At 43.0% G+C, this 25,371-nt stretch carries 25 protein-coding genes; 16 read left to right on the top strand and 9 right to left on the bottom strand.

Annotated elements, in window-relative coordinates; all coding sequences use genetic code 11:
• Positions 1-71: 71 nt before the first annotated feature.
• The 3 genes from AC2FA3_RS05800 to AC2FA3_RS05790 all read left to right on the top strand — a co-directional run bounded on the left by AC2FA3_RS05800 (position 72) and on the right by AC2FA3_RS05790 (position 2,527).
• On the top strand, positions 72-326 hold the full coding sequence (locus AC2FA3_RS05800) for a GlsB/YeaQ/YmgE family stress response membrane protein (protein WP_490508736.1): 255 nt from the start codon (positions 72-74) through the stop codon (positions 324-326).
• A gap of 231 nt (positions 327-557) precedes the next feature.
• Complete coding sequence (def, locus tag AC2FA3_RS05795) at positions 558-1,112, top strand: peptide deformylase (protein WP_490508735.1); 555 nt, start codon at positions 558-560, stop codon at positions 1,110-1,112.
• A gap of 233 nt (positions 1,113-1,345) precedes the next feature.
• The gene (locus AC2FA3_RS05790) at positions 1,346-2,527 is read left to right on the top strand and encodes a type III PLP-dependent enzyme (protein WP_490508734.1); all 1,182 of its coding nucleotides are present in this window, start codon (positions 1,346-1,348) and stop codon (positions 2,525-2,527) included.
• Positions 2,528-2,636: 109 nt separating this feature from the next.
• Here the strand turns inward: AC2FA3_RS05790 and AC2FA3_RS05785 are convergent, their stop codons facing one another.
• The 3 genes from AC2FA3_RS05785 to dnaJ all read right to left on the bottom strand — a co-directional run bounded on the left by AC2FA3_RS05785 (position 2,637) and on the right by dnaJ (position 5,851).
• A complete protein-coding gene (locus AC2FA3_RS05785) occupies positions 2,637-3,572 on the bottom strand; it encodes a hypothetical protein (RefSeq protein WP_490508733.1) in 936 nt (311 codons plus the stop codon).
• 133 nt (positions 3,573-3,705) lie between these two features.
• The gene (gene dapB, locus AC2FA3_RS05780) at positions 3,706-4,536 is read right to left on the bottom strand and encodes a 4-hydroxy-tetrahydrodipicolinate reductase (protein WP_490508732.1); all 831 of its coding nucleotides are present in this window, start codon (positions 4,534-4,536) and stop codon (positions 3,706-3,708) included.
• 184 nt (positions 4,537-4,720) lie between these two features.
• Positions 4,721-5,851, bottom strand: coding sequence for a molecular chaperone DnaJ (gene dnaJ / locus AC2FA3_RS05775; protein WP_490508731.1), 1,131 nt, complete (start codon positions 5,849-5,851; stop codon positions 4,721-4,723).
• Positions 5,852-6,279: 428 nt separating this feature from the next.
• Here dnaJ and AC2FA3_RS05770 point away from each other — a divergent pair, with 428 nt between their 5' ends.
• Complete coding sequence (locus AC2FA3_RS05770) at positions 6,280-6,933, top strand: DUF2939 domain-containing protein (RefSeq protein ID WP_490508730.1); 654 nt, start codon at positions 6,280-6,282, stop codon at positions 6,931-6,933.
• Positions 6,934-7,081: 148 nt separating this feature from the next.
• Here the strand turns inward: AC2FA3_RS05770 and AC2FA3_RS05765 are convergent, their stop codons facing one another.
• The gene (locus AC2FA3_RS05765) at positions 7,082-8,164 is read right to left on the bottom strand and encodes a disulfide isomerase DsbC N-terminal domain-containing protein (protein WP_490508729.1); all 1,083 of its coding nucleotides are present in this window, start codon (positions 8,162-8,164) and stop codon (positions 7,082-7,084) included.
• Positions 8,165-8,533: 369 nt separating this feature from the next.
• Positions 8,534-9,238 (bottom strand): pseudouridine synthase, encoded by a 705-nt coding sequence (locus AC2FA3_RS05760; protein ID WP_201611482.1) that lies wholly within the window; start codon positions 9,236-9,238, stop codon positions 8,534-8,536.
• Positions 9,239-9,435: 197 nt separating this feature from the next.
• Between AC2FA3_RS05760 and AC2FA3_RS05755 the strand changes: the two genes are divergently transcribed.
• The 4 genes from AC2FA3_RS05755 to AC2FA3_RS05740 all read left to right on the top strand — a co-directional run bounded on the left by AC2FA3_RS05755 (position 9,436) and on the right by AC2FA3_RS05740 (position 12,490).
• On the top strand, positions 9,436-10,032 hold the full coding sequence (locus tag AC2FA3_RS05755) for a YigZ family protein (protein ID WP_490508728.1): 597 nt from the start codon (positions 9,436-9,438) through the stop codon (positions 10,030-10,032).
• 205 nt (positions 10,033-10,237) lie between these two features.
• Positions 10,238-11,284 carry a YheT family hydrolase gene (locus AC2FA3_RS05750; protein ID WP_490508727.1) on the top strand — a complete coding sequence of 349 codons (1,047 nt, stop codon included), beginning with the start codon at positions 10,238-10,240 and terminating at the stop codon, positions 11,282-11,284.
• Positions 11,285-11,359: 75 nt separating this feature from the next.
• Positions 11,360-11,902, top strand: coding sequence for an acyl-CoA thioesterase (locus AC2FA3_RS05745; RefSeq protein ID WP_490508726.1), 543 nt, complete (start codon positions 11,360-11,362; stop codon positions 11,900-11,902).
• Positions 11,903-12,112: 210 nt separating this feature from the next.
• Positions 12,113-12,490 carry a DsrE family protein gene (locus AC2FA3_RS05740; protein ID WP_490508725.1) on the top strand — a complete coding sequence of 126 codons (378 nt, stop codon included), beginning with the start codon at positions 12,113-12,115 and terminating at the stop codon, positions 12,488-12,490.
• A 130-nt stretch (positions 12,491-12,620) separates the two neighbouring features.
• Here the strand turns inward: AC2FA3_RS05740 and AC2FA3_RS05735 are convergent, their stop codons facing one another.
• Positions 12,621-13,376 carry an HNH endonuclease gene (locus AC2FA3_RS05735; RefSeq protein ID WP_490508724.1) on the bottom strand — a complete coding sequence of 252 codons (756 nt, stop codon included), beginning with the start codon at positions 13,374-13,376 and terminating at the stop codon, positions 12,621-12,623.
• Between the two features lie 202 nt (positions 13,377-13,578).
• Here AC2FA3_RS05735 and AC2FA3_RS05730 point away from each other — a divergent pair, with 202 nt between their 5' ends.
• The gene (locus AC2FA3_RS05730) at positions 13,579-14,622 is read left to right on the top strand and encodes an NAD(P)H-dependent flavin oxidoreductase (protein ID WP_490508723.1); all 1,044 of its coding nucleotides are present in this window, start codon (positions 13,579-13,581) and stop codon (positions 14,620-14,622) included.
• 99 nt (positions 14,623-14,721) lie between these two features.
• Here the strand turns inward: AC2FA3_RS05730 and AC2FA3_RS05725 are convergent, their stop codons facing one another.
• Both AC2FA3_RS05725 and nadR read right to left on the bottom strand, forming a co-directional pair.
• Positions 14,722-15,675 carry an alpha/beta hydrolase gene (locus AC2FA3_RS05725; RefSeq protein ID WP_490508722.1) on the bottom strand — a complete coding sequence of 318 codons (954 nt, stop codon included), beginning with the start codon at positions 15,673-15,675 and terminating at the stop codon, positions 14,722-14,724.
• A 99-nt stretch (positions 15,676-15,774) separates the two neighbouring features.
• Positions 15,775-16,863: a multifunctional transcriptional regulator/nicotinamide-nucleotide adenylyltransferase/ribosylnicotinamide kinase NadR gene (gene nadR / locus AC2FA3_RS05720; RefSeq protein ID WP_490508721.1), complete on the bottom strand. Its 1,089-nt coding sequence runs from the start codon at positions 16,861-16,863 to the stop codon at positions 15,775-15,777.
• A 339-nt stretch (positions 16,864-17,202) separates the two neighbouring features.
• Here nadR and AC2FA3_RS05715 point away from each other — a divergent pair, with 339 nt between their 5' ends.
• Positions 17,203-18,783 (top strand): MATE family efflux transporter, encoded by a 1,581-nt coding sequence (locus AC2FA3_RS05715; protein WP_490508720.1) that lies wholly within the window; start codon positions 17,203-17,205, stop codon positions 18,781-18,783.
• A 24-nt stretch (positions 18,784-18,807) separates the two neighbouring features.
• On the opposite strand, the gene AC2FA3_RS05710 is transcribed toward AC2FA3_RS05715, so the two are convergent.
• The gene (locus AC2FA3_RS05710; RefSeq protein ID WP_490508719.1) at positions 18,808-19,569 is read right to left on the bottom strand and encodes an aspartate/glutamate racemase family protein; all 762 of its coding nucleotides are present in this window, start codon (positions 19,567-19,569) and stop codon (positions 18,808-18,810) included.
• 206 nt (positions 19,570-19,775) lie between these two features.
• Between AC2FA3_RS05710 and AC2FA3_RS05705 the strand changes: the two genes are divergently transcribed.
• From AC2FA3_RS05705 to AC2FA3_RS05680, 6 genes are all read left to right on the top strand, one after another.
• Positions 19,776-20,117, top strand: coding sequence for a DUF2798 domain-containing protein (locus AC2FA3_RS05705; protein ID WP_490508718.1), 342 nt, complete (start codon positions 19,776-19,778; stop codon positions 20,115-20,117).
• A gap of 119 nt (positions 20,118-20,236) precedes the next feature.
• Positions 20,237-21,337 (top strand): DUF2157 domain-containing protein, encoded by a 1,101-nt coding sequence (locus tag AC2FA3_RS05700; RefSeq protein WP_490508717.1) that lies wholly within the window; start codon positions 20,237-20,239, stop codon positions 21,335-21,337.
• On the top strand, positions 21,330-22,517 hold the full coding sequence (locus tag AC2FA3_RS05695) for a DUF4401 domain-containing protein (RefSeq protein ID WP_490508716.1): 1,188 nt from the start codon (positions 21,330-21,332) through the stop codon (positions 22,515-22,517). The genes AC2FA3_RS05700 and AC2FA3_RS05695 overlap by 8 nt, the downstream gene beginning before the upstream one ends.
• Entirely contained in the window at positions 22,514-23,125 is a 612-nt protein-coding gene (locus tag AC2FA3_RS05690) for a GDYXXLXY domain-containing protein (protein WP_490508715.1), read from the top strand. Before AC2FA3_RS05695 ends, AC2FA3_RS05690 begins: the two co-directional genes overlap by 4 nt.
• Before the next feature lie 148 nt (positions 23,126-23,273).
• Positions 23,274-24,251 (top strand): zinc-binding dehydrogenase, encoded by a 978-nt coding sequence (locus AC2FA3_RS05685; RefSeq protein WP_490508714.1) that lies wholly within the window; start codon positions 23,274-23,276, stop codon positions 24,249-24,251.
• Positions 24,252-24,317: 66 nt separating this feature from the next.
• The gene (locus AC2FA3_RS05680) at positions 24,318-25,322 is read left to right on the top strand and encodes a YhdH/YhfP family quinone oxidoreductase (RefSeq protein ID WP_490508713.1); all 1,005 of its coding nucleotides are present in this window, start codon (positions 24,318-24,320) and stop codon (positions 25,320-25,322) included.
• The last annotated feature ends 49 nt before the right edge of the window (positions 25,323-25,371 follow it).

Here is a 25,371-nt window from a genome sequence, read left to right as displayed (position 1 = left end):
CAATGAATCCATCAAAATAAGTAACATATTATAAGTAACAGCATAAATTAAACCCTATTAGGAGAATAACAATGAGCTTTATTTGGATGATTATCGTAGGTTTGGTCGCAGGTTTATTGGCTCGTGCTATTAAGCCGGGTAACGACCCTATGGGTTGGATTATGACCATCGTTTTGGGTATCGTTGGTGCGATGCTAGGTGGTTTTGTCGCAGGCTTAATCGGTATCAATGCTGATGGCGGCTTTACTGGTCTAATATTCTCAGTAATCGGTGCGATTATCTTACTATTTATCTATGAGATGATTATGAGTAAACGCCGTATGTAATTAATGCATACCACTCATAGCGTTTAATCTAATTAAAGAAATATAAAAAGGTCTTGCTCAATGCAAGGCTTTTTTTATTGATACCATTTTTCTGTCTTAATTATTAATCATAGGTTTTGCTTATGTTATTAAATAAGGATAAAGAACCTCATGTATTGATAAGCATTACTTTTGTCCCCATTTATCTTATAATATCAGACCTACTTTATCTTTATCATTGAGGTGAGCCTTATGGCGTTACTCCCTATTTTAAGCTATCCCGACCCGCGCTTACGCACGATTGCTAAGCCTGTCAAGGAAGTCACGGCTGAAATCAAAACCTTAATCGCCGATATGATTGAGACCATGTATGATGCCCAAGGTATTGGGTTAGCAGCGAGCCAAGTTGATCGCCATATCCAGCTTATCGTCATGGATTTATCGGAAGATAAAGATAGCCCAAGGGTTTTTATTAATCCTAAGGTCACGCCGTTGGTAGAAGAAAAGCAGCCGTACGAAGAGGGTTGTTTATCGGTACCTGAAGTCTATGATAAGGTTGAGCGTCCAAATAAAGTGCGTATCGAAGCCTTGGACGATAATGGCAACAAGATTGATGAAGAGGTAGAAGGTTTACTTGCTGTTTGTATCCAACATGAAATGGATCATTTAAACGGCGTCATTTTCGTCGATTATTTATCGCGTCTCAAGCAAACGCGTGCACGTGATAAAGTACGTAAAGTCCTTAAAATACGTGAGAAACAAGGCGAAGAGATACACGATAAACAGCCGCAAACTACCAACTCTTAACTGATTCATTCATTCATTTATTTTTTAAGCCGTATTTTTCATCATTTAATTATTAGTAAGAAATATCGTTCGTTAAGAATGTATGCTTGCCGCTTAACTTTAGCCGCGGCAATAAGTACGATATAAGCAGCAATAATTATGATGATGGTTTTATAACGACGATGGTATTGGCTTTATACTCTCCAACATTTTCACTCTCTGACATCTAGTGTCTTCATTAAAGGTTTCCTACCATGACCATGATCAAAATTGACCAATATTTTGACCCTGCCGGCTGGCAGAAATTCACCAAAGCTGCCGAAGGTCGCGAAACCCCATTTTTGGTCGTCGACCTGAGCCGTATTAAAACTAAATATGAAGAAATGGTCGGTTTTTTCCCGAAGGCAAAAATTCATTATGCAATGAAGGCAAGCCCAGCGGTTGAAGTGATTAACTTGCTTGCTGAGCTTGGTTCAAACTTTGACTGTGCCTCAATCTATGAGCTAGATCGTGTGCTTGATTGCGGCGTTGAGCCATCGCGTATTTCTTATGGCAATACTATTAAAAAAGCGCAGCATGTCAAATATGCCTTTGAAAAAGGCATCGATTTATATGCCACCGACTCAGAAGCTGATTTAAAAAATATCGCCAAATACGCCCCTGGTTCAAGAATATTTGTGCGTATTTTAGTACAAGGCTCTGAAACCGCCGAATGGCCGCTATCACGCAAATTTGGTTGCCATCCAAATATGGCGATTGACTTGTTGATTCAAGCGCGCGAATTGGGCTTAGTACCTTATGGTATCTCGTTCCACGTCGGTAGCCAGCAAAAAGACGTAGCTGCTTGGGATGACGCGCTCGCCAAGGTCAAATACATGTTTGACTGGATGAAGAACGAAGAAGATATTAAGCTGCAAATGATTAATTTGGGTGGCGGCTTTCCGGCGAACTATATCAGCGAAGTCAATCCGGTCAAAGTTTATGCGGAAGAGATTAACCGTTATCTGACCGATGACTATAATGAAGATGAAATGCCGGAGATTATTCTTGAGCCAGGTCGTTCATTGGTTGGTGGCTCCGGTGTATTGGTCAGCGATGTGGTACTTATTTCGCGTAAATCAGATACAGATTTAACGCGCTGGGTATATACCGATGTGGGCTTATTCCAAGGCCTAATCGAGACCTTGGGTGAAGCCATCAAATATCCTGTCTATACGCCTAAAATGGAAACGTCGACAAGCGAAGGTACGGTCGTATTGGCAGGGCCAACTTGTGACTCAACCGATATCATGTATGAAGAAGCCGGTTATCAGTTGCCAGAAGAGTTAGAAATTGGCGATAAAATCTTTTGGCTCACCACGGGCGCTTATACCAACTCGTATTCGTCCATTGAGTTCAATGGTTTTCCGCCGTTAGAAGTGATTTATATTGATTAATTTTTGAACAATCAATATAAATAAAAAAGCGCGGTACTGTGATAAGCAGTGGCGCGTTTTTTTATGTCTATTTTAATATATTCAGTGAGGTGGCGTTAATAGATGCTAGCTACTGTACCAATAATGAAATAGGCACACTATTGCTACTATTGACCGTTTGATTACTGCCATAACCTGAGCTCTGGGTTTGATTGTTTTGTGAAATTTGTCCAATATTGACCCACTGTCCGCGTGGTACGACAATGGTGCTATTCAATCTTTGCTCTTGCACGCTACTGTTATTAGTATAGCCGTAGCGATTATAAGAAGGATTAGCGCGCACGAGCTGCTCTTCTACTTGGGTTAGTCGTACTTCGACCTGCCCGTTTGGCAATAACTTTGGCGTTACAGCAATGCCTTGCGTCGTTGGTAATAATACTTGCTGCTGAATAATAATTTGTCCAGACGGCCGATTATAGGTCGGATAACTATTAGCAATATAGGTTTGGCTTAGTGAATAAAGCGTGCCGGTGCTAATACTTGCCGCGCTACCAGACAGGGTTTGCACTTGATATAGATTATTACCTTGCTGCTGGCTATTACGCTGGTTAATCATCCCTGCACCTTGAATACCGCGATTGCTAATAATAACCTGACCTTGCTGGCTATTACCTTGGGATTGACTACTATTACCGACACGCACAGCAACGGTCAACGCCTGAGGTTGACCGTCAATTTGGCTAAGTAATTGTTGTACTTTTCGATAATTAGCGGCAGTGGTATGCAACACGAGCTTATCTTGATAAACCGATACTGTGCCGCCGTCGCGACTGGCGCTTAACTGCTGACGAACCTCTGGTAATAAGCTCTCACCACCATAAGTATGAATCACATAGGTTTGATAAGCAGCGGCTTTTACGGCTATTGGCACTACGGTCAAACTTAGTGCAAATGCTATCGGACGCGCATAACTTATGCTTCTGGCAGTTTTTATATTTTTAATAGTATTAAGTATAGCCACCGTGCGACCAAAACTCGCTATCAGATTTTCGCTAAACTTATTCATAATCGACCTCTAGCAATAGGTAAACGCTATCAAAAGCCATAATCAGCAGCTACCAAACCATAAGCAAAAAACCTTAAAAATTTAAATATTGCTCGTTTAAAACCTAATTATTTAAAACTTATTTCCTTAAGCCTTAGTCATTTAAGCCTAAAACATCCTGCATATTATATTGTCCAACTTCTTGCTTAATAACCCAAGTTGCTGCACGTACCGCACCAGCTGCGAAAGTCATGCGTGCACGCGCACGGTGAGTAATTTCAACCACTTCACCATCTGCAATAAACATCACCGTATGATCACCGATGATTTCACCACCACGTATCGCATGAATACCAATGCTGCCGACTTCACGCTCGCCAGTTTGCCCTTCGCGGCCATAAACAGCAACGTCTTTTAGGTTCTGTCCGCGCGCTTCTGCGACGGCTTCTGCCATCATATAAGCCGTACCCGATGGGGCATCGATTTTATGCTTATGATGGGCTTCGATGACTTCTACATCAGCTTCAGTGCCAAAGGCTTTTGCTGCCATCGCTAGTAATTTTAATGACAGATTAACGCCTGTTGAATAATTACCCGCATAGACGATAGCGATTTGCTTACTTGCTTCTTTTAACACTTGCTCTTGCTGCTCATTAAAGCCTGTTGTACCGATAACCATCGCAACATTATTTGCTGCGCAGATTTGCATATTTTGTTCAGTGGCATCAGGTAAGCTAAAATCAATCAGCACATCGATGTCATTAATCACTGCTTTTAAATCATCGACAATCTGCACATCTAAACGACCAATCGCTGCAACTTCGCCAGCATCGGCACCAATAAGGCTTGAACCTTGACGTTCAATCGCGGCGTTCAGCGTTGTTTGCGGGTTGTCCTGTACGGCTTCGATAAGCATGCGCCCCATACGCCCACCAGCACCGATAACACCAACGTTAATGGTTTTTTTATTTTCTTGCTGACTCATATCTTTATCCTAAATATTTTATTTTTAATAAGAGAGTTTTTGCATAATATTTATCATAAGTTTAGCAAATATCGCTGCATACGTGGCTTTTTATACAGCCGATAAAAAGCCCAAAGGTTTCACATGAAACTTTTGGGCTAGTTAATATACTTATCTCGATAAAATCAGTCAATCATAAGCAGTCTTAGTCAAATAAATCGCCAATCTTCTTAAAGAATGACTTTTTATGAGGTGACTGCTGATGCTTGCTATCACCATCAAGTGTATCTTGGAATTGACGTAACAAGTCTTTTTGCTCGCGCGTCAGGTTCACTGGCGTCTCGATGACCACACGGCAAATTAAATCACCTTTCATGGTCGTGCGTACTGGTGTCACCCCTTTACCGCGTACACGCAGCAACTTACCACTTTGCGTACCTTCGGCAACCTTGATTTTGACTTTGCCATCCAAGGTTGGGATTTCAACTTCTTTACCGAGCGCCGCATCAGTAATGCTCACTGGTACATCCATGTAGAGATCGGCACCTTGACGGGTAAAGACATCGTGCGGTTTTACGCGTACTTCGACATACAAATCGCCGTTTTGTACACCGGTACCGCCCGCTTCACCTTCACCTGCGAGGCGTACGCGGTCACCATCATCGACGCCTGCTGGAATAGATACTTCAAGCGTGCGCGATTTGTCTTTGACGCCATTACCATGACAATCAGGACAAGGATTTTTAATCTGTTTACCAGAGCCGCCACACTGTGGACACGCTTGCTGCACGGCAAAAAAGCCTTGCTGCATACGCACTTGACCCTGACCATGGCACATCTGACAAGTCACGATATCAGAAGCATTTTTTGCGCCTTTACCATCACAGGTATCGCAAGGCGCAGGAGCGGTAAAGCTGATTTCTTTTTTACAGCCGCGCACCGCTTCTTCTAGGGTCAGCTCAATCACATAACGCAAATCTGAGCCACGGCGCGAACGTCCACCGCCGCCACGCGACTGACCAAATATATCGCCAAAGTTGCCGAAAATATCGCCAAATATATCTTGGAAATTACCACCACCGCCGCCGAAACCGCCGCCGCCCATGCCGTTCTCAAAGGCAGCATGACCCATACGGTCATAAGCTGAGCGTTTTTCTTCGTTACTCAATACCTCATAAGCCATCGACGCTTCTTTGAACTTCTCTTCGGCATCAGGGTCATCAGAGTTACGGTCCGGATGGTATTTCATAGCAAGCTTGCGGTAAGCTCGCTTGATTTCTTTGGTGTCTACAGTCTTACTGACACCTAATATCTCATAAAAATCGCGCTTACTCATGGGCTCTCCTATCGTCTTCACAGTCCACCGGTCGGTCGATTCATCAACCCGAGTCAATCATCCTACTTATACTGCTACTTATATTCGCATTAAAAGGTTTCACATGAAACACAGCGAAATAGGCGCAGGCAAAAAGGATGATTTATGAATCTTACAAGCGAGTACGGCGGGATGCTGCTTAGCCAAATCAATTATTAAAAGTTTGCGCTATTTATGGAGATGGCAATATGATTTATCAAGCGCTTGGCGGTCAAAATTCTCACATATGACGTTTAAGCACTTAAAAAAGGTTTTATTAAGAATTCAATAAAGGTTTTTATACCTTTATAAATGCTGACCATGCTAGTATTTAGCGCCATATTGATAGGGTTTTAAATCCTATTTTTGAGATTTTTAGCCACTAGGTTTGCAATAAGGTAGCAATTTTTATGAAAAAGCTGATTGTTTTATTGATAGTGATTGCCATCGCAATCTATGGCGGCTCGCCTTACTACAGCGCCTATCAGCTTAAAAATGCCTACGACGACAAAGATGGTGCGACTATCGCAGCGGCGATTGATTATGAGCAAGTGCGCCCCAGTATCCAAAATCAGCTGACCAGCCAGTTTGCAGTGACCATGACCAAATACCCATTGGTTGCCGAACTTGGCGGCGCGCCATTAACCGAAGCGGCCAACGGTTTTATCATCCAAGCAGTCGATGGTGCGATTACGCCGCAAAATATCGAAAAACTGATTAATACCCAAGGTCAAGCCAACACCGCGACCAAAGAGCTTGCCGCTGCATGGGCAATCGCCAGTAATCAAGTCGATTTAAAGAACTTGATTCAAAGCCTAATTATTCAGCGCGGCGATATCAATGCCGTGGTTAAAAATCAAATGCAGCAAATTATGGATAAACAAGCGGCAGAACTTGAACAACAAGCGGCGCAAGGAACAGATAGCGATAAGCCAAAACTAAGCTATTGCGGTATTAATTGCTTTAACATTAGCGGTCAGGTTAAAGGCTACCCGCTCACGATCAAAATGCAGCGAGATGGTTTGATAAATTGGAGAATCGTCGATATCATTTTGCCGCAATAGACGTTGCCATAATAAACGTTGCCACAATAAATTAGCTAGAATCAATCGTTAAGCGTAATAAAAACCACCGCATGAATATGTTCATGCGGTGGTTTTTTTATGGTGGTTTTTTATTGATTGTATTCCATGCTATAGCATACTTAACAACTTACTCCACGCCCAAGAACTCTAAAAACTCAGGGCTCTCAAAGCTTGCTTGAAAAAGCACACCATCTTCACGGTAAATAGCCGGCGTTGCCATCACCGCAAGTCCTGCCGCTTTTTCGCGATTGGGCGTTATATGGTTTACCTTACAACTTGCTGGCTCAGGCGTCATTTTACCTTGTAGCATGGCTTTATCTAATGCCTTGCGACGGCTGTCTTCATTGCCCTGACACCAGATAGCGCGCATTTGCTCAGGCGACTCTTCATAGATCGGATAGCCAATGGTTTTGACCGTCACGCCCTTTGCATTGAGCATGGGCAGTTGTTGATGTAAGCGGCGGCAATAAGGGCAATTAACATCGGTGGCGACATAAATAATTGCTTTTTCAGTGCCAGTTGCGGGGTAATTAATCAGCTGGCTTTTATCCAAAGTTGCAAATACCGATTGGTTTTTAAGGCGTTCAAAGTTGCCATCAAGCCCGATAAACTGACCGTTTTCAATCACTGATATCTCGCCGTCGGTAATATATTGCCCATCATCTGACAATAAAAAAGGCACGCCTTCCAGCATTGCACCCCAAATGACACCCGGCACCGCAGTATAGAAAAACGGTGTTTTAGCACTCATGTTTTTTAGCGCACTCATATTAGCTAGGATGTCAGATTTGACACTGGCGCTAACGGATTTGCCAACTTGTGCACTGCTACTACGCACAGGCGTCTTGGTTACTACGCGTTTGCTTGGATTCTTTTGTAGCTCGCCTTGGATGACATATTTGCCATCTTCGGTAATATGCAGCGGCGGCTGTCCTGCCAAATTAACCTGATACATATTGGGCAGTTTAGATACTACGATAGAGGTGATTTGGGTTTTGATACCGGCTTGGCTCAGCAGTTGACGTAATTGACTATCGACCGCTTTGCTGATGCTGCCAGTAGCTTGGGTGTTTTGAATAGTTTCAATAGTTTGCGGTGCTTGACTGCTGTTTTTTTTGATAGCGTCAGTAGTACTTGGCTGCGCACAAGCAGTGGAGGTCAATAATATGGCACTAATTAAACTGGCAAATTTTAATATAGGGAATTTCACAAAGACAGTCCTATTGGTTTTTAATAGCCATTACCATTAAAACCATTACTGTTAAATGCTATTTTTAAAAAACAGCAACTATTTACGGTAAGAATTTAAAGGTAACCACAATTAATAAAGATAACTATATTATGTAAAAATATAGATTAAAAAAAGATAGGCTGACTTTAGCACAAGGGCAGTTTTTGCAAAGTATTAAAGGCTTAATTTTGCAAAACTGCTACCGAGCTTTAAGAGATAGGCAACACAGACAGTTGGCAGAGATAATAAAGATAAAAAGTAGGCAGAAAAAAGCAGCACACTTTGCAGTGGCTGCTCATTTTGGAAAATATTTTAGTGGCTCATCTTAGGATTTAGCACAGCTTAAGTTTAGAACTTAGCCACTTCTTCTGGTGTTAGGAAACGACTGTCGCCTTTATCCAAACCGTCTAAAGTAATATGACCAATACTGGCACGGTGCAGCTCAGTCACTCGATTGCCAAAGTAGCCCATCATGCGCTTTACTTGATGGTATTTACCCTGCTCTAAGGTTAAACGCGCATGGGTTTCATCGATGAATTCAAGAATGGCGGGCTTGGTTTCTTCGTGCTCGCCTTCTAACAAGATACCTTCAGCCACTTCTTTAACGGCATTGGCTTGCGCGTCGCTATCCATCGCCTCAGCTAAGGTCAGCTCATAAATCTTGGCATGCTCATGTTTAGGGCTGGTCACACGGTGCAACCATTTGCCATCATCACTGATAAGCAACGCACCCGTGGTATCGACATCGAGGCGACCTGCAATACGTAAACTACCAAGCTCTGGTACGGCAATCAGCTCAGTAACGATAGGATGTTCTTTGACTTTTAAAGTACATTCAAAGCCTTCAGGCTTATGCAGCAGAATATAACGATTACCCGCAGCAACTGACAACGGCTCGCCTGCCCACATTACTTCATCGTTGACGATATCGACGTGCAGCCCTGGGTCCTTGACCACAGTATCATTTAGCGTCACTTCACCGGCGTGCAGAATCTTTTTTGATTCTTTGCGCGACAGCTCAGTGGCTTTACTCAGAAATTTATCTAGACGCATACTATTTACTACCATCCGTTTTATGATACCTACTCTACCTTAGCGTCTAACGACACAAGCACTCATACTGAGCTTGTGCGCTATCTTCACTGATAAGAAGTGGTACTATAATAAAAAATTAAATGAACACTGCGCCAAATACGGACAACAGTGAAAGTTAAGTAAGTTTACCATATCCAACCTAGACCTGATGAAATATGAGCTATCAAACGCTAAAACATGCTGTCACCGCACGCTTAGAAATTAAAAAATCTGAGTTTATTGCCTATGCTTATCCGGTGACCTCGCGTGAGCAAGCAATGTTTCACGTGGAACAATTACGTCAACAATATGCCGATGCGCGCCATCACTGTTGGGCGTATATCATTGGTGATCCCAATAACACCACCAGTGCTGGCTTTGACGACGATGGCGAACCGAATGGCACGGCAGGACGACCGATATTAAATGTCTTACAGCATAAATCCATCGGTAACGTCATTATCATCGTGGTGCGTTATTTTGGCGGTATCAAACTCGGTGCGGGCGGTCTCACTCGCGCCTATGCAGGCTCAGCGCAGGCGGCAGTCGATGAAATGGTTCTGCTACCCTATGTACCAATGGCGCAAGTGCAAATACTCGCTGAGTTTGCCACTGAAGCGCAATGTCGCTACGTGGTCGAAAGTTTACATGGTCGTATCGATGACGTGAATTATAGTAAACAAGTGACATTGACCGTGACGCTTGCTGAAGCAGATATAGATCGTTTAAAAGAACGGCTGGCGATGGATGGGCGCGTCTTAGACAAGTCGTAAGAAATAAGTATTTTTAATTATCTATTTCTAACATGATTTTTAGTAGCATTGTTTTGAATAACATGGTTTTTATTAGCATTGATTTGAGTAACCATACGTTCACTGAAAAGCATTGGTTTTAACCACGTCCGTCGGTATGATAAGGCATTGATTGTTAAAGACGATTTTAACGATAATCCATATAACCATTAAATAAGAAACCTTTATGCCAACATCGAAAGCACATAAAAACTTTTCACCTACCTCTTTTAAACCGCCCTTTTGGCTAAGCAACCCGCACCTACAAAGTATCTTACCGAAATTTTTTGCCCCAAAAACGCCAACTTATCGCCGCGTGGTCGAAAAAGACTCCTTGGATGAAAGTGATATTGCTTATGACTTTTATGACGCCCAGTCTATAAAAGCAGCAGATAATGGCGAGCTTGAGCAAACGCCATTAATCGTGCTATTTCACGGTATGGAAGGCAGTAGCGACAGCCATTACGCCCGTGCTTTGGCGTATCAGATGCATGCGCAAGGCTGGCACTTTGTGGTGGCGCACTTTCGCAGCTGCGGCGGTATTCCTGCGAGTGGTCGCGTGTTTTATAACGCTGGTGACACTGGCGAGTTGCATCATATGCTAGAGAATTTGCGTGAAAATTACGCGCATATTTATGCGGTAGGCGTGTCCTTAGGCGGCAATGCACTGGCGAAATATATGGGTGAATATGGCGATAAAGCGCTCTGTGATGGCGCGGCGGTGATTTCTGCGCCTGTCGATATGTCGTCCGCGGCGCTTAGTATGCATAGCTTTTTGAGTCATCGTATTTATACGCCGTATCTGCTTAATCCCATTATCAAAAAAGCGTTGGCGAATGACATTACCAAGGATGAGATCGACTCTATCAAAGCGGTCAATCGTATCAGCGACTTTGATGATATCTTTACCGCCCCTCGTCATGGCTATCGCTCTAACAATCATTATTATCACTCCTCATCAGCATTGCCCTATTTGATAAAAGTGACCAAACCTTTATTATTAATTAGCGCCAAAGACGATCCTTTCCTTGGTTTTACCGCTACGCCAAACGATGTCTCTGACAGCGTCACTATTTTAAACACTGAGCATGGCGGACACGTGGGCTTTATTCGTTATAACGCTGATAAAGACAAATCTCCTCATCTTTATAAAAAATCAAGATTTGATATCAATTGGTTACCCGAAACGGTTAGTGCTTATTTCGAGTCTATTGGCGTCGTGTCTAGCGATTGATAATGAGATTTGCTAATCTGCTAAACCCTAATTATATTATTCGAACCTTAAACCTTACTCCTTTGAGATTGCGCCATGTATCCATTTATCCGTTATGCCAGCACCATCGCCCACGCCGCGCTACAAGTAAAAAAGGGCAATACCTTAACGTTTAAAGATACCAGTGAGATTACCTTTCGCTGTCGTTTGACGGACATTGATAATTTCTTGGAGATGAATAATGGTCGCGTGCTGACGCTTTATGATATGGGACGTACCGATTTTGCGGTACGGAGCGGACTTGGCAGACAACTGCTCAAGCAGCGTTGGGGTTTGGTGGTCGCTGGTAGTACCATCCAATATCGCAAACGCATTCGTGCTTTTGAAAAAGTCACCATGAAGACCAAAATCGTCGGCTTCGATGAGCGCTGGATATATATCGAACAGTCTATGTGGGTTAAAGGCAAGCCTTGCTCGTCTGCCCTACTACGCACCGGCGTTACCGAAGGCGGTAAAGTTATCGAAACCTCGCGTGTCTTAGCGGCGTTAGATCAGGCCGATTGGCAGCTACCACCGAGCGGCTATGTGGCAGAATGGATTATCAGTGATGCCGACCGTCCGTGGCCACCGCAAGCTTAAGGCCAATAACTCAACGGTTTTCGTAAGTCATAAGCAGCGCTTCACATCCAAGTAACCTTATAGCTACTATTTACTAACAATACATTATATAAATAAATATATTAAATGTTAGGATAGTAGTGAGTTCTATACTCAACTGAATAATATCTAGTTAGAAAAAAGTCTCATTAGAAACAAGCTAATTAAAAACAGTCTAATAAGGAAAATAAAATGGTTAATAATACGGATTACGTCGGAACACTATTTGATAATAGCGACTCAAACCCAAGCAAAATCACCTTAGCTTTTACTATGGCAGGAATTGCCCTGAAGAAAGGTCACTCTGCATCCGTGATTTTGATGGTAGATGCGGTACATTTGGCATTACCAAACGCATTGGATGACGTCAATATTGGCGCGCCATTTGAACCTGCGGGCGAATTACTGGAAGCCTTTATCGAAAAAGGTGGTCAGGTATTGGTCTGCGGCGCGTGTATGAAACACAATGGCGTCGAAGAATCAGCGATTGATAAGCGCTTCACTGTCATCAGTGGTGATGATGTGGTTGAGCTGCTAATGAATGCGAAAGGGTCATTGCAGTTGAATTAGTAATAGCAGTTAAACAAGATAGCTTTATTACTAAAAGGGAGCCTTACTCCAGGGCTTCCTTCTAATTTTTTCAAAAGCAAGCTAACAGATAAAGCTTATCTAAGCATCTTTGTTACTTTTAATAATCTCTTTACCACCATGAAAAATATCTTTGTGAAGTGGTAATCTCTATATTGCTTTTAGACTTATTACAGGTTTCACAAGTTAGCTGAATATTACAAGGATCATTAACGCCATACATATCTAAAGGGACAATATGATCAAAATTACTTTTTTTATAGCTGTTAATTAAGTTTGTTAAATCCGTATTACAAAATACACATCTGCCCTTATCTCTGTGAAAGACAGCCTTTTTCACCCATACTGGTATATGACATCTCTTGATAGTTCCTTTCTCAGTCATGTATTCACTAGGGTAAATTAAGTTCTTTTCATAGATATGATTAGAAACTATCTTATTGAAATTCAAAAGAAGCTTCCTATTATTAAATAAAACATAAAAAGCCTCTTCAGACATTTCAGAGAATAAATCACAAAATTTCTCTTCATTCTCTAAAAACCATTCATATGCCCCTGAATCCTCTCTATTCTCATCTTCCACTATTTTTGAAATATTAATATTATAAGTGTCAAACTTCTCATACCAATCTAATAGATTTTCATCGTCATAATAATATCCATTTTTTCTGAAATCACGTCCATAAAAATTGAATGCTGTAATTACAATGTACTGATGCAATAACGTATCTTTACTAAATTTAGCTGAGTGCTCTATAAAGTAATCTTCGTTATAGTTCCAGAACTCCGTCTCTAGGTTTATATGTTCTTCAACAAGATTAATTAGATCGTAAATACCATGAAAACTATATTTTTGTAGCCCACTCATTTTGCTGACCCAGTCATTGTTCAGTGAACATATTATAACTTTAAGTTAAATTAGATTGTTGCTATTTACTTAACTACACATCCAAAGCCAAAGCCCACGCTTCTATTCAGCAACTAAATACACATTATCTCACACGTACGTCGTCTAGCTTTGTTAAAGTAAGTCATGCAAATCTCCTAATAAAACAAAAAGGACGCCAGTCATGACCTTACTTAAGACCTTTGATTTAACCTACCCTATCGTTCAAGCGCCAATGGCAGGGGCGACCACGCCTGAGCTGGCAGCGACGGTGAGTAACTTTGGTGGATTGGGTTCATTGGGAGGAGGTACGACGGCGCCAAAGGTTTTAAATGAGCACATTAATACCCTTAAATCACTCACCAACCGCCCCTTTATGATCAATCTAATGGTGTTATCCGAGCACGATTCGGATACATTAGATAGCGCAATTCCTGCTTGGTTAAACGAGTATTATGAGAAAAATAATATAGACATAGCGCTACCTGAACGTCCCGCGCTAAGCTTTGCAGAGCAGCTACAAGTACTTTATGACAACCCGGTTCCTATCGCCAGTTTTACCTTTGGCATTATCAGTGCCGAGCAGGTGCAGGGTTTAAAGGATTTGGGTACGCGCGTCATCGGCACTGCCAATCATCCATTGGAAGCGAAAGCATGGGCGGAGATTGGCGTCGATGCTGTATGCATTCAGGGATCAGAAGCTGGCGGCCATCGCGGTGGTTGGTTGCCGCAAAGCGCGAACGATCCACTAGGTTTATTGACGCTGATTAGTCAAACGCGAGCGTGCACCGATGTTCCTTTGATTGCAGCGGGCGGCATTATGACGGGACAAGCGATTAAAGCTGTTCAAACCGCCGGTGCCGAGCTTGCGCAAATAGGTACGGCTTTTTTGACCACTGATACATGCGGTATTAATGACACTTATAAACAGGCGTTACTTGATGCCGGTCTGGGTAAGCGTAGTAGCGAGACACGTTTGACGCGGCTGTTTTCAGGTAAGCAAGCACGCGGTTTGTTAAACGATTATCTGCGTGACTTTGACCAGTTTGAAAACGCACATGAACTACCGTCCTACCCACAATTAAATGCCATGACCAAAAACTTGCGCGCCCATGCAAAAAACAACCTAGATGCAGAACATCAGTCTTTATGGGCAGGACAAGGGGTAGCTTTAGTCAGACAAGAAAGTACGCTTGAATTGCTCGAGCGACTGGTCAAAGATTTATAGTTTGATCGACGTCGTTAATATCTTGTAGCCAAAAAAAAGAAACACCAACGTATCTAGTGTTTCTTTTTTGATTTTAAAATAATGACTTTCAACCAATCTCTAGCGCTGCGCCTCTAATATACTTCTAAACGCCTTATAATTATCTGCCGTTTCATCCAGCGCTTCAACCATCGGTACATGACCGACATCTTCCATCATAATCACTTGTGCTTGCGGGATGATTTGTTTTATAAGATTGACCGTTTCAGGTTTGATGATCTGATCTTTATCACCCCATACCACTAACGTCGGAATTTTATATTGTGCGATGATTTTGGCGCGCTCTTCGACATTATCGGTGACGATTTGTTCCAAGATTTTGGCGTCCAGCTCTTTATTGGCGATACGCTCTTGGGCAAACACCGCTTTAACTGATTTTGGCAGATAAGGCGGCTTATACATAACGAAGTCATACATCTTATAGAAGTCTTCATTGCTCTTAATCAACAGCGGATTGTTCTCTAACGTTGCGCCTTCTAACGACTTAGGAATGCCAGCCGACCAAAAACCTGCGCTATCGACGAGCCATAAACTTTTGACGTCTTTGGGATACTTCGCCGCATAAGCCACACTGATAGCGCCGCCCATCGAATTGCCGCCGACATGAATACCATTCGCTAACCCCTTAGCTTGCAGCAATTCATGCAAGCGCGTCGCTTGCGCCTCCGAGCGATAATCCGCAGTCAGCGGTTTGCTAGACTCACCAAAACCAAGCAAATCAGGAATGATCAGATGATAGCCTTCTAACTGACGCGCGATACGGGTAAAGTTATCCTTATTACCGCCAAAGCCATGAATAAGTAATAACGGCTCGCCCGCGACATTGCCGTTTTCTGCATAGACCATCTTATCGCCTGAAGCTAGTGTTAACGATTTGATTTCTAAATCAGACTTGTTACGCTCATACTGAATAATCTTTTGCGTGGTATTGACCGCTAACGCATTGGGCGCGGTGGTACAACCGACCATAGAAAGACTAAAAAGCGCGGCAAGAGCTAGGCGTTTTAAGAGCATCGAAACATCCTTGTGATAGTTGGTGAGTATAGGTAGAAAAGGTTAGAAGTTAAAGACGCTTAAAATCGCAATCTTAGCATAAGAATATTAATAACTAGGTTACTGGGTCAATAATTTATCAACATATTTAAGCGATGCTTTATACCTTTCATCATAGTTGCCGCTGATAATGTGATAGCGCACCCCAAACTCATTTAATAAAGATTTTAGTAATTGATTGTTTTGATCGCGAACTTGCGTATCACCAAAAGACCTTAACCCATCAGCGACCCACTCAATATCCGCCTCCAAAAACAGCCACAAGTCATAAGCTTGCAGTTTGGCGATTTCATCAAGTACGCTTTGTCTTACATCAAGATAAGCCATCGAAAAAAACTGGGTCGTAATCGCTTCTGTATCAACGAAATATATCTTGTTTGCCGCTTTTCTAGCTTGCCTCTCATGATATTTATGCTCATAAGCAATCTGTGCAAAATCCTCAAGCAAGACGATTTCAGCGTTAATTTCCTCATAAAACTTGCGCCCTGCTTCTTCGACATAGCAAGTATCATAATGATAGGCTAAATCTTTCGCTAATGTGGTCTTGCACGTACTTTCCGTACCAACGATAACAACACCTTTGGCAAAATAAGGTTGTACCGCGCCGGGCAACATATCCCAGTGCTGAATCGCGCCGTCATGACGTAGCTGGCTTGCGGATATGAGATAAAGCTGACGGTCGGCGTCGATGATAATATGCTTTGCTTTAGGATATAAATCATCGAAGTAATCACTATAGCTTAGTTCAGAACTAAAAATAAAATCGATGGGTTTGCCTATCAAGGTTTTAATGCTATCGGCACAGCTTTCCCAGTCAGGCTCAACGTTAGCATGAGTATGAGCATAATCATTAGTATCAGCATCGATATGAGTATCAGCATTTTTATTGATATTAGTTTCTTCTATTGCATAGACGTGCACATTATCCAGCTCTTTGATAATTTCATGCCACCAGCGCAGTCTTTGCTCCACCGCTATCGGGGCGATTTCACTTTTATGAAAATAAACCTCATGCTCAAACATCACGTTATAAGTCACTATCACGTAAAGCTTATCGACCATAGCCGCCGCCTTTCGCATCGCATGCACATGCCCTTTATGCACTATTAAGAATTTGCCGCCAAACATGCCTATCGTTTCTTTTTTCATGTTGTCATTTTTTATCATCGATTAATTTTAGTACTACTATTGCCTATTAGGGCATGTCCTCATTTTAAAAATAGTGACAAAAATGAGATAAATTGCAGCTAAACAAGGAAAATAGTGCAGTTAATATCGGGATATTATCGAGCTATTTGACGAAGTTTAGCAAGATTTAGCCATTTTTAGCCCATTTAGATGTCTGTCGATTGAATTGAGGACACGTCCTAATACATTATATAAAAAAATGTTACCAGTCTAACCAAGATGCTATAAGCAAGGTCATTTATAATAAGGGTTTTTATGTCATTAAATACAGCCAAATTGGATGGCGCAAAAGGATAAACATTGAGTAAAATAACTACCTCCACTGATAAAAGCCGTGACCTCACCCAAGGGTCGATTGCCAAAACCATGCTGCTGTTTGCCCTGCCAACCCTTGGCTCATCGGCCCTGCAGTCGTTGAACGGCTCGATTAATGCCGTCTGGGTAGGCCGATTTTTAGGCGAAGAAGCGCTGGCCGCGACGGCAAACGGCAATATCTTGATGTTTATCCTGATCTCATTCGTTTTCGGTTTTGGTATGGCGGCGACTATTTTGATTGGTCAGGCTATGGGTAGCCGTAACGATACTATAGTCAAAAAAACCATGGGAACAGCGCTGGGTAGCATTATTCCGATCAGTATATTGGTATCGGCAATTGGGTGGATATTTGCTCCACTGCTACTTGAGCTGCTCGGAACGCCGCCAAGTGCGGTAGATCTAGCGCTGACCTATCTGCGGATGATTTTTGTGGCGATGCCCGTCACATTAACCTTTACGCTGATAATGATGGCACTACGCGGGACGGGTGATTCTACGACGCCGCTTTGGTTTATCATTATATCGGTGATTATCGACCTGATTTTGACGCCGGTACTGATTTTAGGACTAGGCCCCTTTCCTGAATGGGGTATATTTGGCTCGGCGTTTGCAACCGCCGTCGCCAACACGCTAGCGCTAATTGGTATGGTCGTCACCATGTATCTGCGTGGTTCTGTGCTGACACTTAAATTGCCAGAGCTGCGTTTTCTACGTGCAGATAGAGACATCCTAAAGTCGATGTTTTCAAAGGGATTGCCGATGGGCTTGCAGATGATTGTTATCTCTTCAGCAGCATTGACGATGCTGTCGCTGATTAACCGTGAAGGGGTACAGACAACGGCCGCTTATAGCGCGACTCAGCAGCTTTGGACCTACGTGCAGATGCCGGCAATGGCGCTAAGTGCTGCGGCCAGTGCGATGGTCGCACAGAATATCGGTGCCAATCAATGGCATAGGGTTGCAGGAATTACCCGCTGGGGGCTTATTTTTAATGTGATATTAACAGGCGCTATAATCGGGGTTTTGAGCATTTTTGATTACACTATTTTAGGGCTTTTCCTTGGTAGTGACAGCGCAGCAGTGCCGATTGGGCGGCATATTCAGTTGATGGCGACATGGGGCTTTATCTTTTTTGGTATAGCGCAAGTGCTGTTTGGCACCATGCGTGCTAATGGCTATGTGATTTGGCCACTCATCGTCATGGTGATTTCGATGTATCCTGTGCGTCTTGGCTTTGCTTTCGGGCTTTATCCGTTCCTTGGAACCGATGCGCTTTGGCTTTCGTTTCCAGCAGGCATGGTAGCAACTGCTCTGATGGGGGCGGGATTATATCTGTACGGTGGCTGGCGCAAAGGTAAAAACATGCCTGCAGAAGAAGCGGCGCAAAGGTCGGAGGAGTTTCGCGCCCATACCGGCACCAGTGCCTCGTTTCGTGATATTTTACCAACCACGGTGTGGAAACTATCCCCTTTACGCCGTATTACAAGGTTGCGTCGACGTCTGCAAAGACGACTACAGAAACATCGTATGATAAGAAAGCATAAACGCTCATCGCGTGGTTTATAGATAGTAAATTCAATTGGTTTAATCTCAATGGCTTAATAAAAAATCCACCGCTGCAGCGGCATGAATAGCGGTGGTATCAAATACGGGAATGGGACTGTCTGCTTGCTGAATAAGCAGTCCAATTTCGGTGCAGCCTAAGATGACACCCTCTGCACCTTTATTCGCTAAATCTTGAATCACTTGCCGATAATACTGGCGTGAGCTAGCAAGTAGCTGACCTTGACATAGCTCCTCATAAATAATGCGATGTACCTCTGCCCGTGCGTCATTTTCTGGTATCAACACTTGCAAGCCCGCATCAATCAAGCGCTGCTTATAAAAGTCCTCTGTCATGGTGAACTGAGTCCCAAGTAGCGCAACCTTAGTGAAACCTTGCTGTTTAATCGCCTTGGCGGTGACATCGGCAATATGGATAATCGGCAGGTTAGTCGCGGCTTGGATATCATCGACAACTTTATGCATGGTATTAGTCGCGATAAGTAAACCTTTCGCGCCAGCCGCTTGTAGACGTTTGCCGCTATTGGCTAATATTGCGCCCATCTCATCCCACGCGCCTTTAGCTTGCAGAACCTCAATCGGCGCAAAGTCCACGCTATGAATCAGTAAATCTGCTGAATGCAAATTGCCCAACTTAGCCTTGATGCCTTCATTTATCAGTCGATAATAGCTTTCGGTACTCTCCCAACTCATGCCACCGATGATGCCAAGTGTTCTTTGTTTAGATAAGGTTTTGGACGGGGATTGTTTGGCTGATTGTTGCGCTGCATTATTTTGATTAGCAGACATTTCTTATCCTTATACAGTTATTTTAAAGAAGGTTATTTTAAATACAGCTATTTTAAATAGCATTAGAGTTCACTTAATAAGCCTGAAAGGCAGCGAAGCATTAAAACTGAATGATAACAATATAATAAGGCGAACTTTATGATTGATAATAACCATTTTACCTCGCCGTCATCACGCGTTATCATAATCGCCGCTAAGCATGAGCAATGCTTTATATCATCCTCTCTCATCGCAAAATCACGTTTATAACACCCGTTAAACGTGGCTCTCATCAAGCAGGACAACAGAACATTATGGCAAAATTCCCGACCGTCAGAATACGCACGCGGCGCAAATACTATCGGTTGATTTTCACCTTTTTAATGGCGCTGATGATGTCGACGATTATCTCGACGGCCCTGCTACTGATTAACGTAGGGTTTGTCGAAGGCTTCTTTATTACCCTGTTTAACTCGTGGAAGTATGCCTTTATGGTTGCTTGGCCGAGCGCTTATATTTGCGCCTATTTAATTCAAGAGCACCTGCTAAGCCGTATCGAGTTTTATTAATTAAAGCTTTTATAAAGGTTAGTAAGTTATAAAAGCTAGTAACTTATAAACTTTAGTACATTATGCCGGCGTAAAAACAGCTAAGATAGGCTACAAACTGTTTTTAATCAGAGGCGACTATGAGCCACGCGCGGCGTACTATCGAGCAGTTACTACAGCAAAATATCCTCCCGCTTAAAAATGCCGAGGCAGCAGCAATACACTTAGAAGTCTATCCTAGCAAACGTACTTGGCTAGACTTTTTTGATAAAGTGCTGCTGATTATTGGCGCGGTGGCACTGGTATTATCCCTTGTGTTTTTTATCGCCTATAACTGGCAAAATATGGGCAAAATAGGCAAATTTGCCTTGGTTGAAGGCGCGCTGGTTATTAGCATTGCGCTTTATGTGGCACTCTCTTTTCGGCAACGATTTGCCCTTATCCGCCAGCTGTTATTGCTCATTGCTAGCATCATTACCGGTAGCTTATTGGCGCTATTTGGACAGGTCTATCAAACGGGTGCTGATACGTGGCAGCTTTTCTTTGGTTGGGCAATACTGATTACGCCTTGGGTCATGATTGCGCGTTTCCCTGCGCTATGGCTGCTGTGGTTGGGGTTAGTTAATGCCTGTTTGGCACTTTATTTAGATATCGCAAATCTACAATTTATTAACTATAGCCTGCAAAACGTCTCTCAAGTAGCCATCCTTGCACTATTTAATTTTATTGCCTTTTATAGTTGGCTTATGAGCTTCGATAGTAAAACCCCTTTCTCTACTCCCCATCTGTTTCATCGTATTATCCCTAAAAAACCCACCGCTCAAATCAACAGCTCTCAAACCAAATCTAGCTTGCACTGGAGCACTTATGTCGTCGGTTTATTAACTACGTTTTTTATAACCTATCTAGCGATTGTCACGGTCTTTGATAGTGGTAATATCTGGGCAACGCTTATCTCTGTCATAGTGTGGTTAAGTTGGTGCGGCTTTATGTTTTGGCAGTTTCGTCAACGCCGTACTGACTTGCTGATGCTGACTTATCTATCGTTTTCGATGATTATTGTGGTGATGTTTTGGGTCGGTAAATGGCTGTTAGATGATTTTGACGCCGCTGGATTTTTAGTATTAGCCTTGTTGCTTATTGGCATGAGCTCGGCGGCAGTCATGTGGCTACGCAAAGTTGGCCGTATCAACAACGATGACATTGCTCCTTCTATCATTAAGGGGAACAGTGATGAATAATGATAACAACTATAATGAGCAACATAATAACCTTTTGCTCTTACAACAGCAGGGACTCATCGACACGCAAAATGTCAGTGATAAGCTTTTAAATAATGCCGAATCTGCAGCGCGCAGCCCTTGGTTTATCAGCTTACTTTTTGGTATGAGTGGTATATTGGCCAGCCTATTTTTTATCGGGTTTTTGACTTTAATGTTAGATAACACCGGTTTGCTTGATAGTACGCTGGCGGTTATTATCATTGGCGCACTATTCAGCGTCATTGGCGGATTCTTATTTTATAACGCGCGCAGTCGCCATAGCCCTTTTTGGAATGGCTTAGCTTTTGCGATTACGCTAGCAGGTCAAGGTTATATTGCTTTTGCCCTACTGGCGAGTGAGATTGAAGAGCCACTCAATATAATGCTATTGCTCCTTGTGCAACTGTTGATGACTATTGTAATACCCAATTTTATCTATCGTTTATTGAGCGCGACGTTAGCGTTAAGCTGCCTATTTTACCTGTTAAATTACTATCATTTATCCGAAGCAAGCTTAGGATTGTTGGCATTGATAACGAGCGTTACTCATTTACAACGCTATACGCTAGCGGCATTTATCCCGACCAAATGGCGCGCCAGCTTCTTTGACATTAGCAGTGCTATTGGCTATGCAAGCGCCTATGTCTTGCTCAATATTTCCGTCTATTTTATCGCTGCTGAATATGGCAATAGCTTTGATAACCTTGATAGTCTTGATAGTCTTGATAACTACGGCGAAGCCTTTAGCTATAACTACTACCTAGCCCAAGGGCTATTAACGCTTGCCAGTCTTTATGCCGCTTATCTGATTCTTAAACGCTATCACATCAAATTACTATCAGCAGCAGGACTGCTGATTAGCGCCGCGATTATAATACTTGGCGTTATCTCCATTTATGTCTCAGGCTTATTGGCCACCAGCCTAATTATCATTATCGCGACTGCCAATAGCCAACGCGTGCTCTTAGGACTGGGCGTTATCGCTTTAGTTGGTTATATCTTTTGGTATTACTATCAGCTCGATACTACTCTCCTAGTCAAATCCGCTTCCATGCTTGTCATCGGTATCGCGCTATTACTGCTGCGCTGGCTGCTTATCAAAGGCTATTTTGCGAATATAAAACCGAATGCTAACGACAATCAGGAGCGGCTGTCATGAACAATAAAATTTTGACCAAACGCTTAATTAAGGAAGCATCAAAGACGCATTGGCTACAAAAACCGGCCGTCACGATTGTTATTGCCCTCCTTGGATTGGCGCTCGTATTGGTGGTGATGACGATGAATATCATCAAATACGAAGCCCATCTTGCGACTGGTGATACCGTCTTATTAGCACTGGCACCCGTTGATCCGCGCGGCTTTATGCAGGGCGATTATATGACGCTTAGCTATGCGCTAGAGCGTGACGTATTTGCCGCCTTAAACAAAGACCCCGGTAGCTATCCTAGCAACGAAGAAGGCTTTGTCATTGTCGCTTTAGACAAACATAACGTCGGCCAGTTTGTACGCTTATCTGCTAATAATCAGCCTGAAAATTTAGCCATTAATGAGATGGCTATTCATTACCGTATCCGTAATGGCACAATGCAGCTTGCGACCAATGCATTTTTCTTCCAAGAAGGTCATGGCGAGGCCTTTGAGGCAGCACAATATGGGCTATTTCGGGTCAACGATAAAGGTGAACCGTTATTAACCAAGATGGTAGATAGTAATTTTCAGATTATTAAAGGTAAAGCTGAGTCAGCTGCTGATTCCTCTCCTTAAGTAATAAAAGATCGCTAGATAATGACTTTCATTAACCAAAGTGATATTGCGATAAGTTAGCTGGGTTTGCTACTGTTGATGGCTGTAAATTCATTAGCTCGTCAAAAAATATTTGAAACAAACTTAACAATTAAAAAAAGGATTTATTATGCGTAGTGCAACTTATGAGCATTTTGGCAAACCAACTGAAGTGCTAAGCCTAGGCGACCGCCCTATTCCTGAGCCGAAAGCCAATGAGGTGCGCGTCAAAACCATTCTCGCCTCTATTCATAATCATGACCTACTTACCATTCGCGGTCAGTATGGCTTTAAGCCTGAGATGCCGGCTATTGGCGGTAGCGAAGCATTAGGTGTTATCGATGCGGTTGGTAGTGAGGTCAAAGACCTAAAAGTCGGGCAACGCGTAGCGGCTGCCAGTGTACAAGCAACGTGGGCAGAATACTTTGTCGCCGCCGCTGATATGGTTTTTCCTATTCCTGATAGCTTAGAAGATGAAATGGCTGCGCAGCTGATTGCCATGCCGCTAAGTGCCTTGATGCTGCTGGAGTTTTTAGAAGTGGAAAGCGGTCAATGGATTATTCATAATGCCGCCAATGGTGCGGTCGGTAAATCGCTTGCGATGTTAGCGGCAGCACGCGGTGTAAAAACCATTAACCTCGTACGCAGTGCAGATGCGATAAAAGAATTAGCCGCTCTCGGTATTAAAAATAATATCAACAGCTCAGATAAAGACTGGAAAGAGCAAGTCCGTCAAATCATCGGTGATGATAGCATCAGCGCGGCGGTCGACTCTGTCGGCGGTGAAAATAGTGGTGATTTATTATCGCTACTGGGTCATGGTGGCACATTCGCCGCGTTTGGGGCGATGTCAGGTAAGCCTATGGTCATTAATCCGACCCATATGATTTTCAAGCAAGCCATTATGAAAGGCTTTTGGGGCAGCAAGCTTAGCCAAGAGATGAGTGTGAAGAATAAGCAGCGTTTGGTGAATGAGCTGATTGATAGAGCAGTTGATGGACAATTAAAACTGCCTGTAGAGGCGGTGTTTGATTTGGCTGATATCGTGAAAGCAGTCGATGGCAAATTACAGTCAGGCAAAAAAGGTAAGGTACTGTTAAAGCCTTAAACTATTCGTTTTAAACTCAGTCATATAAAAGAGCTATCAAAAAAGCAATGAAAAAGGATTAACATAATGTCTAATAATAAAACCTTTAAAGCCTTGGTCGTTGAAGAAACCAGCAACGGTGAATTTAAAAAAAGCATTCAACAGCGTCACGTCAGTGACTTACCTGAGAACGACCTATTAATCAAAGTGCATTATTCATCGTTAAACTTCAAAGATGCTATGTCGGCATCAGGCAATAAAAGAATCACCAAACAATATCCACATACCCCCGGTATTGATGCAGCAGGCGTTGTGGTCAGCGACAAATCTGGCACGTTTACAGCAGGCCAAGAAGTCGTAGTCTTTGGCTATGACTTGGGCATGGATACCGATGGCGGCTTAAGTCAGATAATATCTATCCCTGCCAATTGGGCGGTCGAATGTCCAGCTTCTTTAACACTAAAAGAAGCGATGATATATGGTACGGGCGGTCTCACCGCAGCATTAAGTGTGCAAAAGTTAGAAAAAATTGGTGCAAAACCAAGCGATGGACCAGTCGCGGTCACGGGTGCAACGGGCGGCGTCGGTAGTATCAGCATTGCTATCTTAAAGCAGCTGGGCTATGAAGTGATTGCCTTCTCAGGTAAACCTGAGCAAAGCGACTATCTAAAAGAGCTTGGCGCAAGCGAAGTTCGTCACCGCGATACCATCAATGAAATCGGCAATAAACCAGTCGGTCGTGAGCTGTGGGCAAACGCCATTGACACCATCGGCGGCGATTATTTAGCAAACTTGCTTAAACAAACCAAAGCTGGCGGCGCAGTGACCAGTTGTGGCTTAGCTGGCGGCGCTGAATTTTCGATGTCGGTCATGCCTTTTATCACCAGAGCAGTTTCTTTATTGGGTATCGATTCGGTATATATACCACTGGCTGATAAAGAAGCTATCTGGGAGCGCGTTTCAACCGATATGAAACTGCCTAATCTAGAGAGTTATGCCGAAGAAATCACCCTAGAGCAAACGCCTGAATACTTAGACCGCTTTATGGCGAGTAAAACGGTTGGGCGTTATGTCGTGAATGTGCGGGGTTAACCTTTAATCAATTTGCTTTAAAAGGATTTTTATTTAGCAGATATCTTAA

It is taken from the genome of Janibacter sp. CoH_79_TC_3, assembly GCF_058197955.1.
The sequence above is the reverse complement of the archived record's forward strand: the minus strand, read 5'-3'. Positions and strand labels throughout refer to the sequence as shown.

Coding starts and splice junctions, on each gene's coding strand:
- AC2FA3_RS05800 (WP_490508736.1), top strand. CDS start 72: ATGAGCTTTATTTGGATGATTATCGTAGGTTTGGTCGCAGGTTTATTG.
- def (WP_490508735.1), top strand. CDS start 558: ATGGCGTTACTCCCTATTTTAAGCTATCCCGACCCGCGCTTACGCACG.
- AC2FA3_RS05790 (WP_490508734.1), top strand. CDS start 1,346: ATGACCATGATCAAAATTGACCAATATTTTGACCCTGCCGGCTGGCAG.
- AC2FA3_RS05785 (WP_490508733.1), bottom strand. CDS start 3,572: ATGAATAAGTTTAGCGAAAATCTGATAGCGAGTTTTGGTCGCACGGTG.
- dapB (WP_490508732.1), bottom strand. CDS start 4,536: ATGAGTCAGCAAGAAAATAAAAAAACCATTAACGTTGGTGTTATCGGT.
- dnaJ (WP_490508731.1), bottom strand. CDS start 5,851: ATGAGTAAGCGCGATTTTTATGAGATATTAGGTGTCAGTAAGACTGTA.
- AC2FA3_RS05770 (WP_490508730.1), top strand. CDS start 6,280: ATGAAAAAGCTGATTGTTTTATTGATAGTGATTGCCATCGCAATCTAT.
- AC2FA3_RS05760 (WP_201611482.1), bottom strand. CDS start 9,238: ATGCGTCTAGATAAATTTCTGAGTAAAGCCACTGAGCTGTCGCGCAAA.
- AC2FA3_RS05755 (WP_490508728.1), top strand. CDS start 9,436: ATGAGCTATCAAACGCTAAAACATGCTGTCACCGCACGCTTAGAAATT.
- AC2FA3_RS05750 (WP_490508727.1), top strand. CDS start 10,238: ATGCCAACATCGAAAGCACATAAAAACTTTTCACCTACCTCTTTTAAA.
- AC2FA3_RS05745 (WP_490508726.1), top strand. CDS start 11,360: ATGTATCCATTTATCCGTTATGCCAGCACCATCGCCCACGCCGCGCTA.
- AC2FA3_RS05740 (WP_490508725.1), top strand. CDS start 12,113: ATGGTTAATAATACGGATTACGTCGGAACACTATTTGATAATAGCGAC.
- AC2FA3_RS05735 (WP_490508724.1), bottom strand. CDS start 13,376: ATGAGTGGGCTACAAAAATATAGTTTTCATGGTATTTACGATCTAATT.
- AC2FA3_RS05730 (WP_490508723.1), top strand. CDS start 13,579: ATGACCTTACTTAAGACCTTTGATTTAACCTACCCTATCGTTCAAGCG.
- AC2FA3_RS05725 (WP_490508722.1), bottom strand. CDS start 15,675: ATGCTCTTAAAACGCCTAGCTCTTGCCGCGCTTTTTAGTCTTTCTATG.
- nadR (WP_490508721.1), bottom strand. CDS start 16,863: ATGAAAAAAGAAACGATAGGCATGTTTGGCGGCAAATTCTTAATAGTG.
- AC2FA3_RS05710 (WP_490508719.1), bottom strand. CDS start 19,569: ATGTCTGCTAATCAAAATAATGCAGCGCAACAATCAGCCAAACAATCC.
- AC2FA3_RS05705 (WP_490508718.1), top strand. CDS start 19,776: ATGCTTTATATCATCCTCTCTCATCGCAAAATCACGTTTATAACACCC.
- AC2FA3_RS05700 (WP_490508717.1), top strand. CDS start 20,237: ATGAGCCACGCGCGGCGTACTATCGAGCAGTTACTACAGCAAAATATC.
- AC2FA3_RS05695 (WP_490508716.1), top strand. CDS start 21,330: ATGAATAATGATAACAACTATAATGAGCAACATAATAACCTTTTGCTC.
- AC2FA3_RS05690 (WP_490508715.1), top strand. CDS start 22,514: ATGAACAATAAAATTTTGACCAAACGCTTAATTAAGGAAGCATCAAAG.
- AC2FA3_RS05685 (WP_490508714.1), top strand. CDS start 23,274: ATGCGTAGTGCAACTTATGAGCATTTTGGCAAACCAACTGAAGTGCTA.
- AC2FA3_RS05680 (WP_490508713.1), top strand. CDS start 24,318: ATGTCTAATAATAAAACCTTTAAAGCCTTGGTCGTTGAAGAAACCAGC.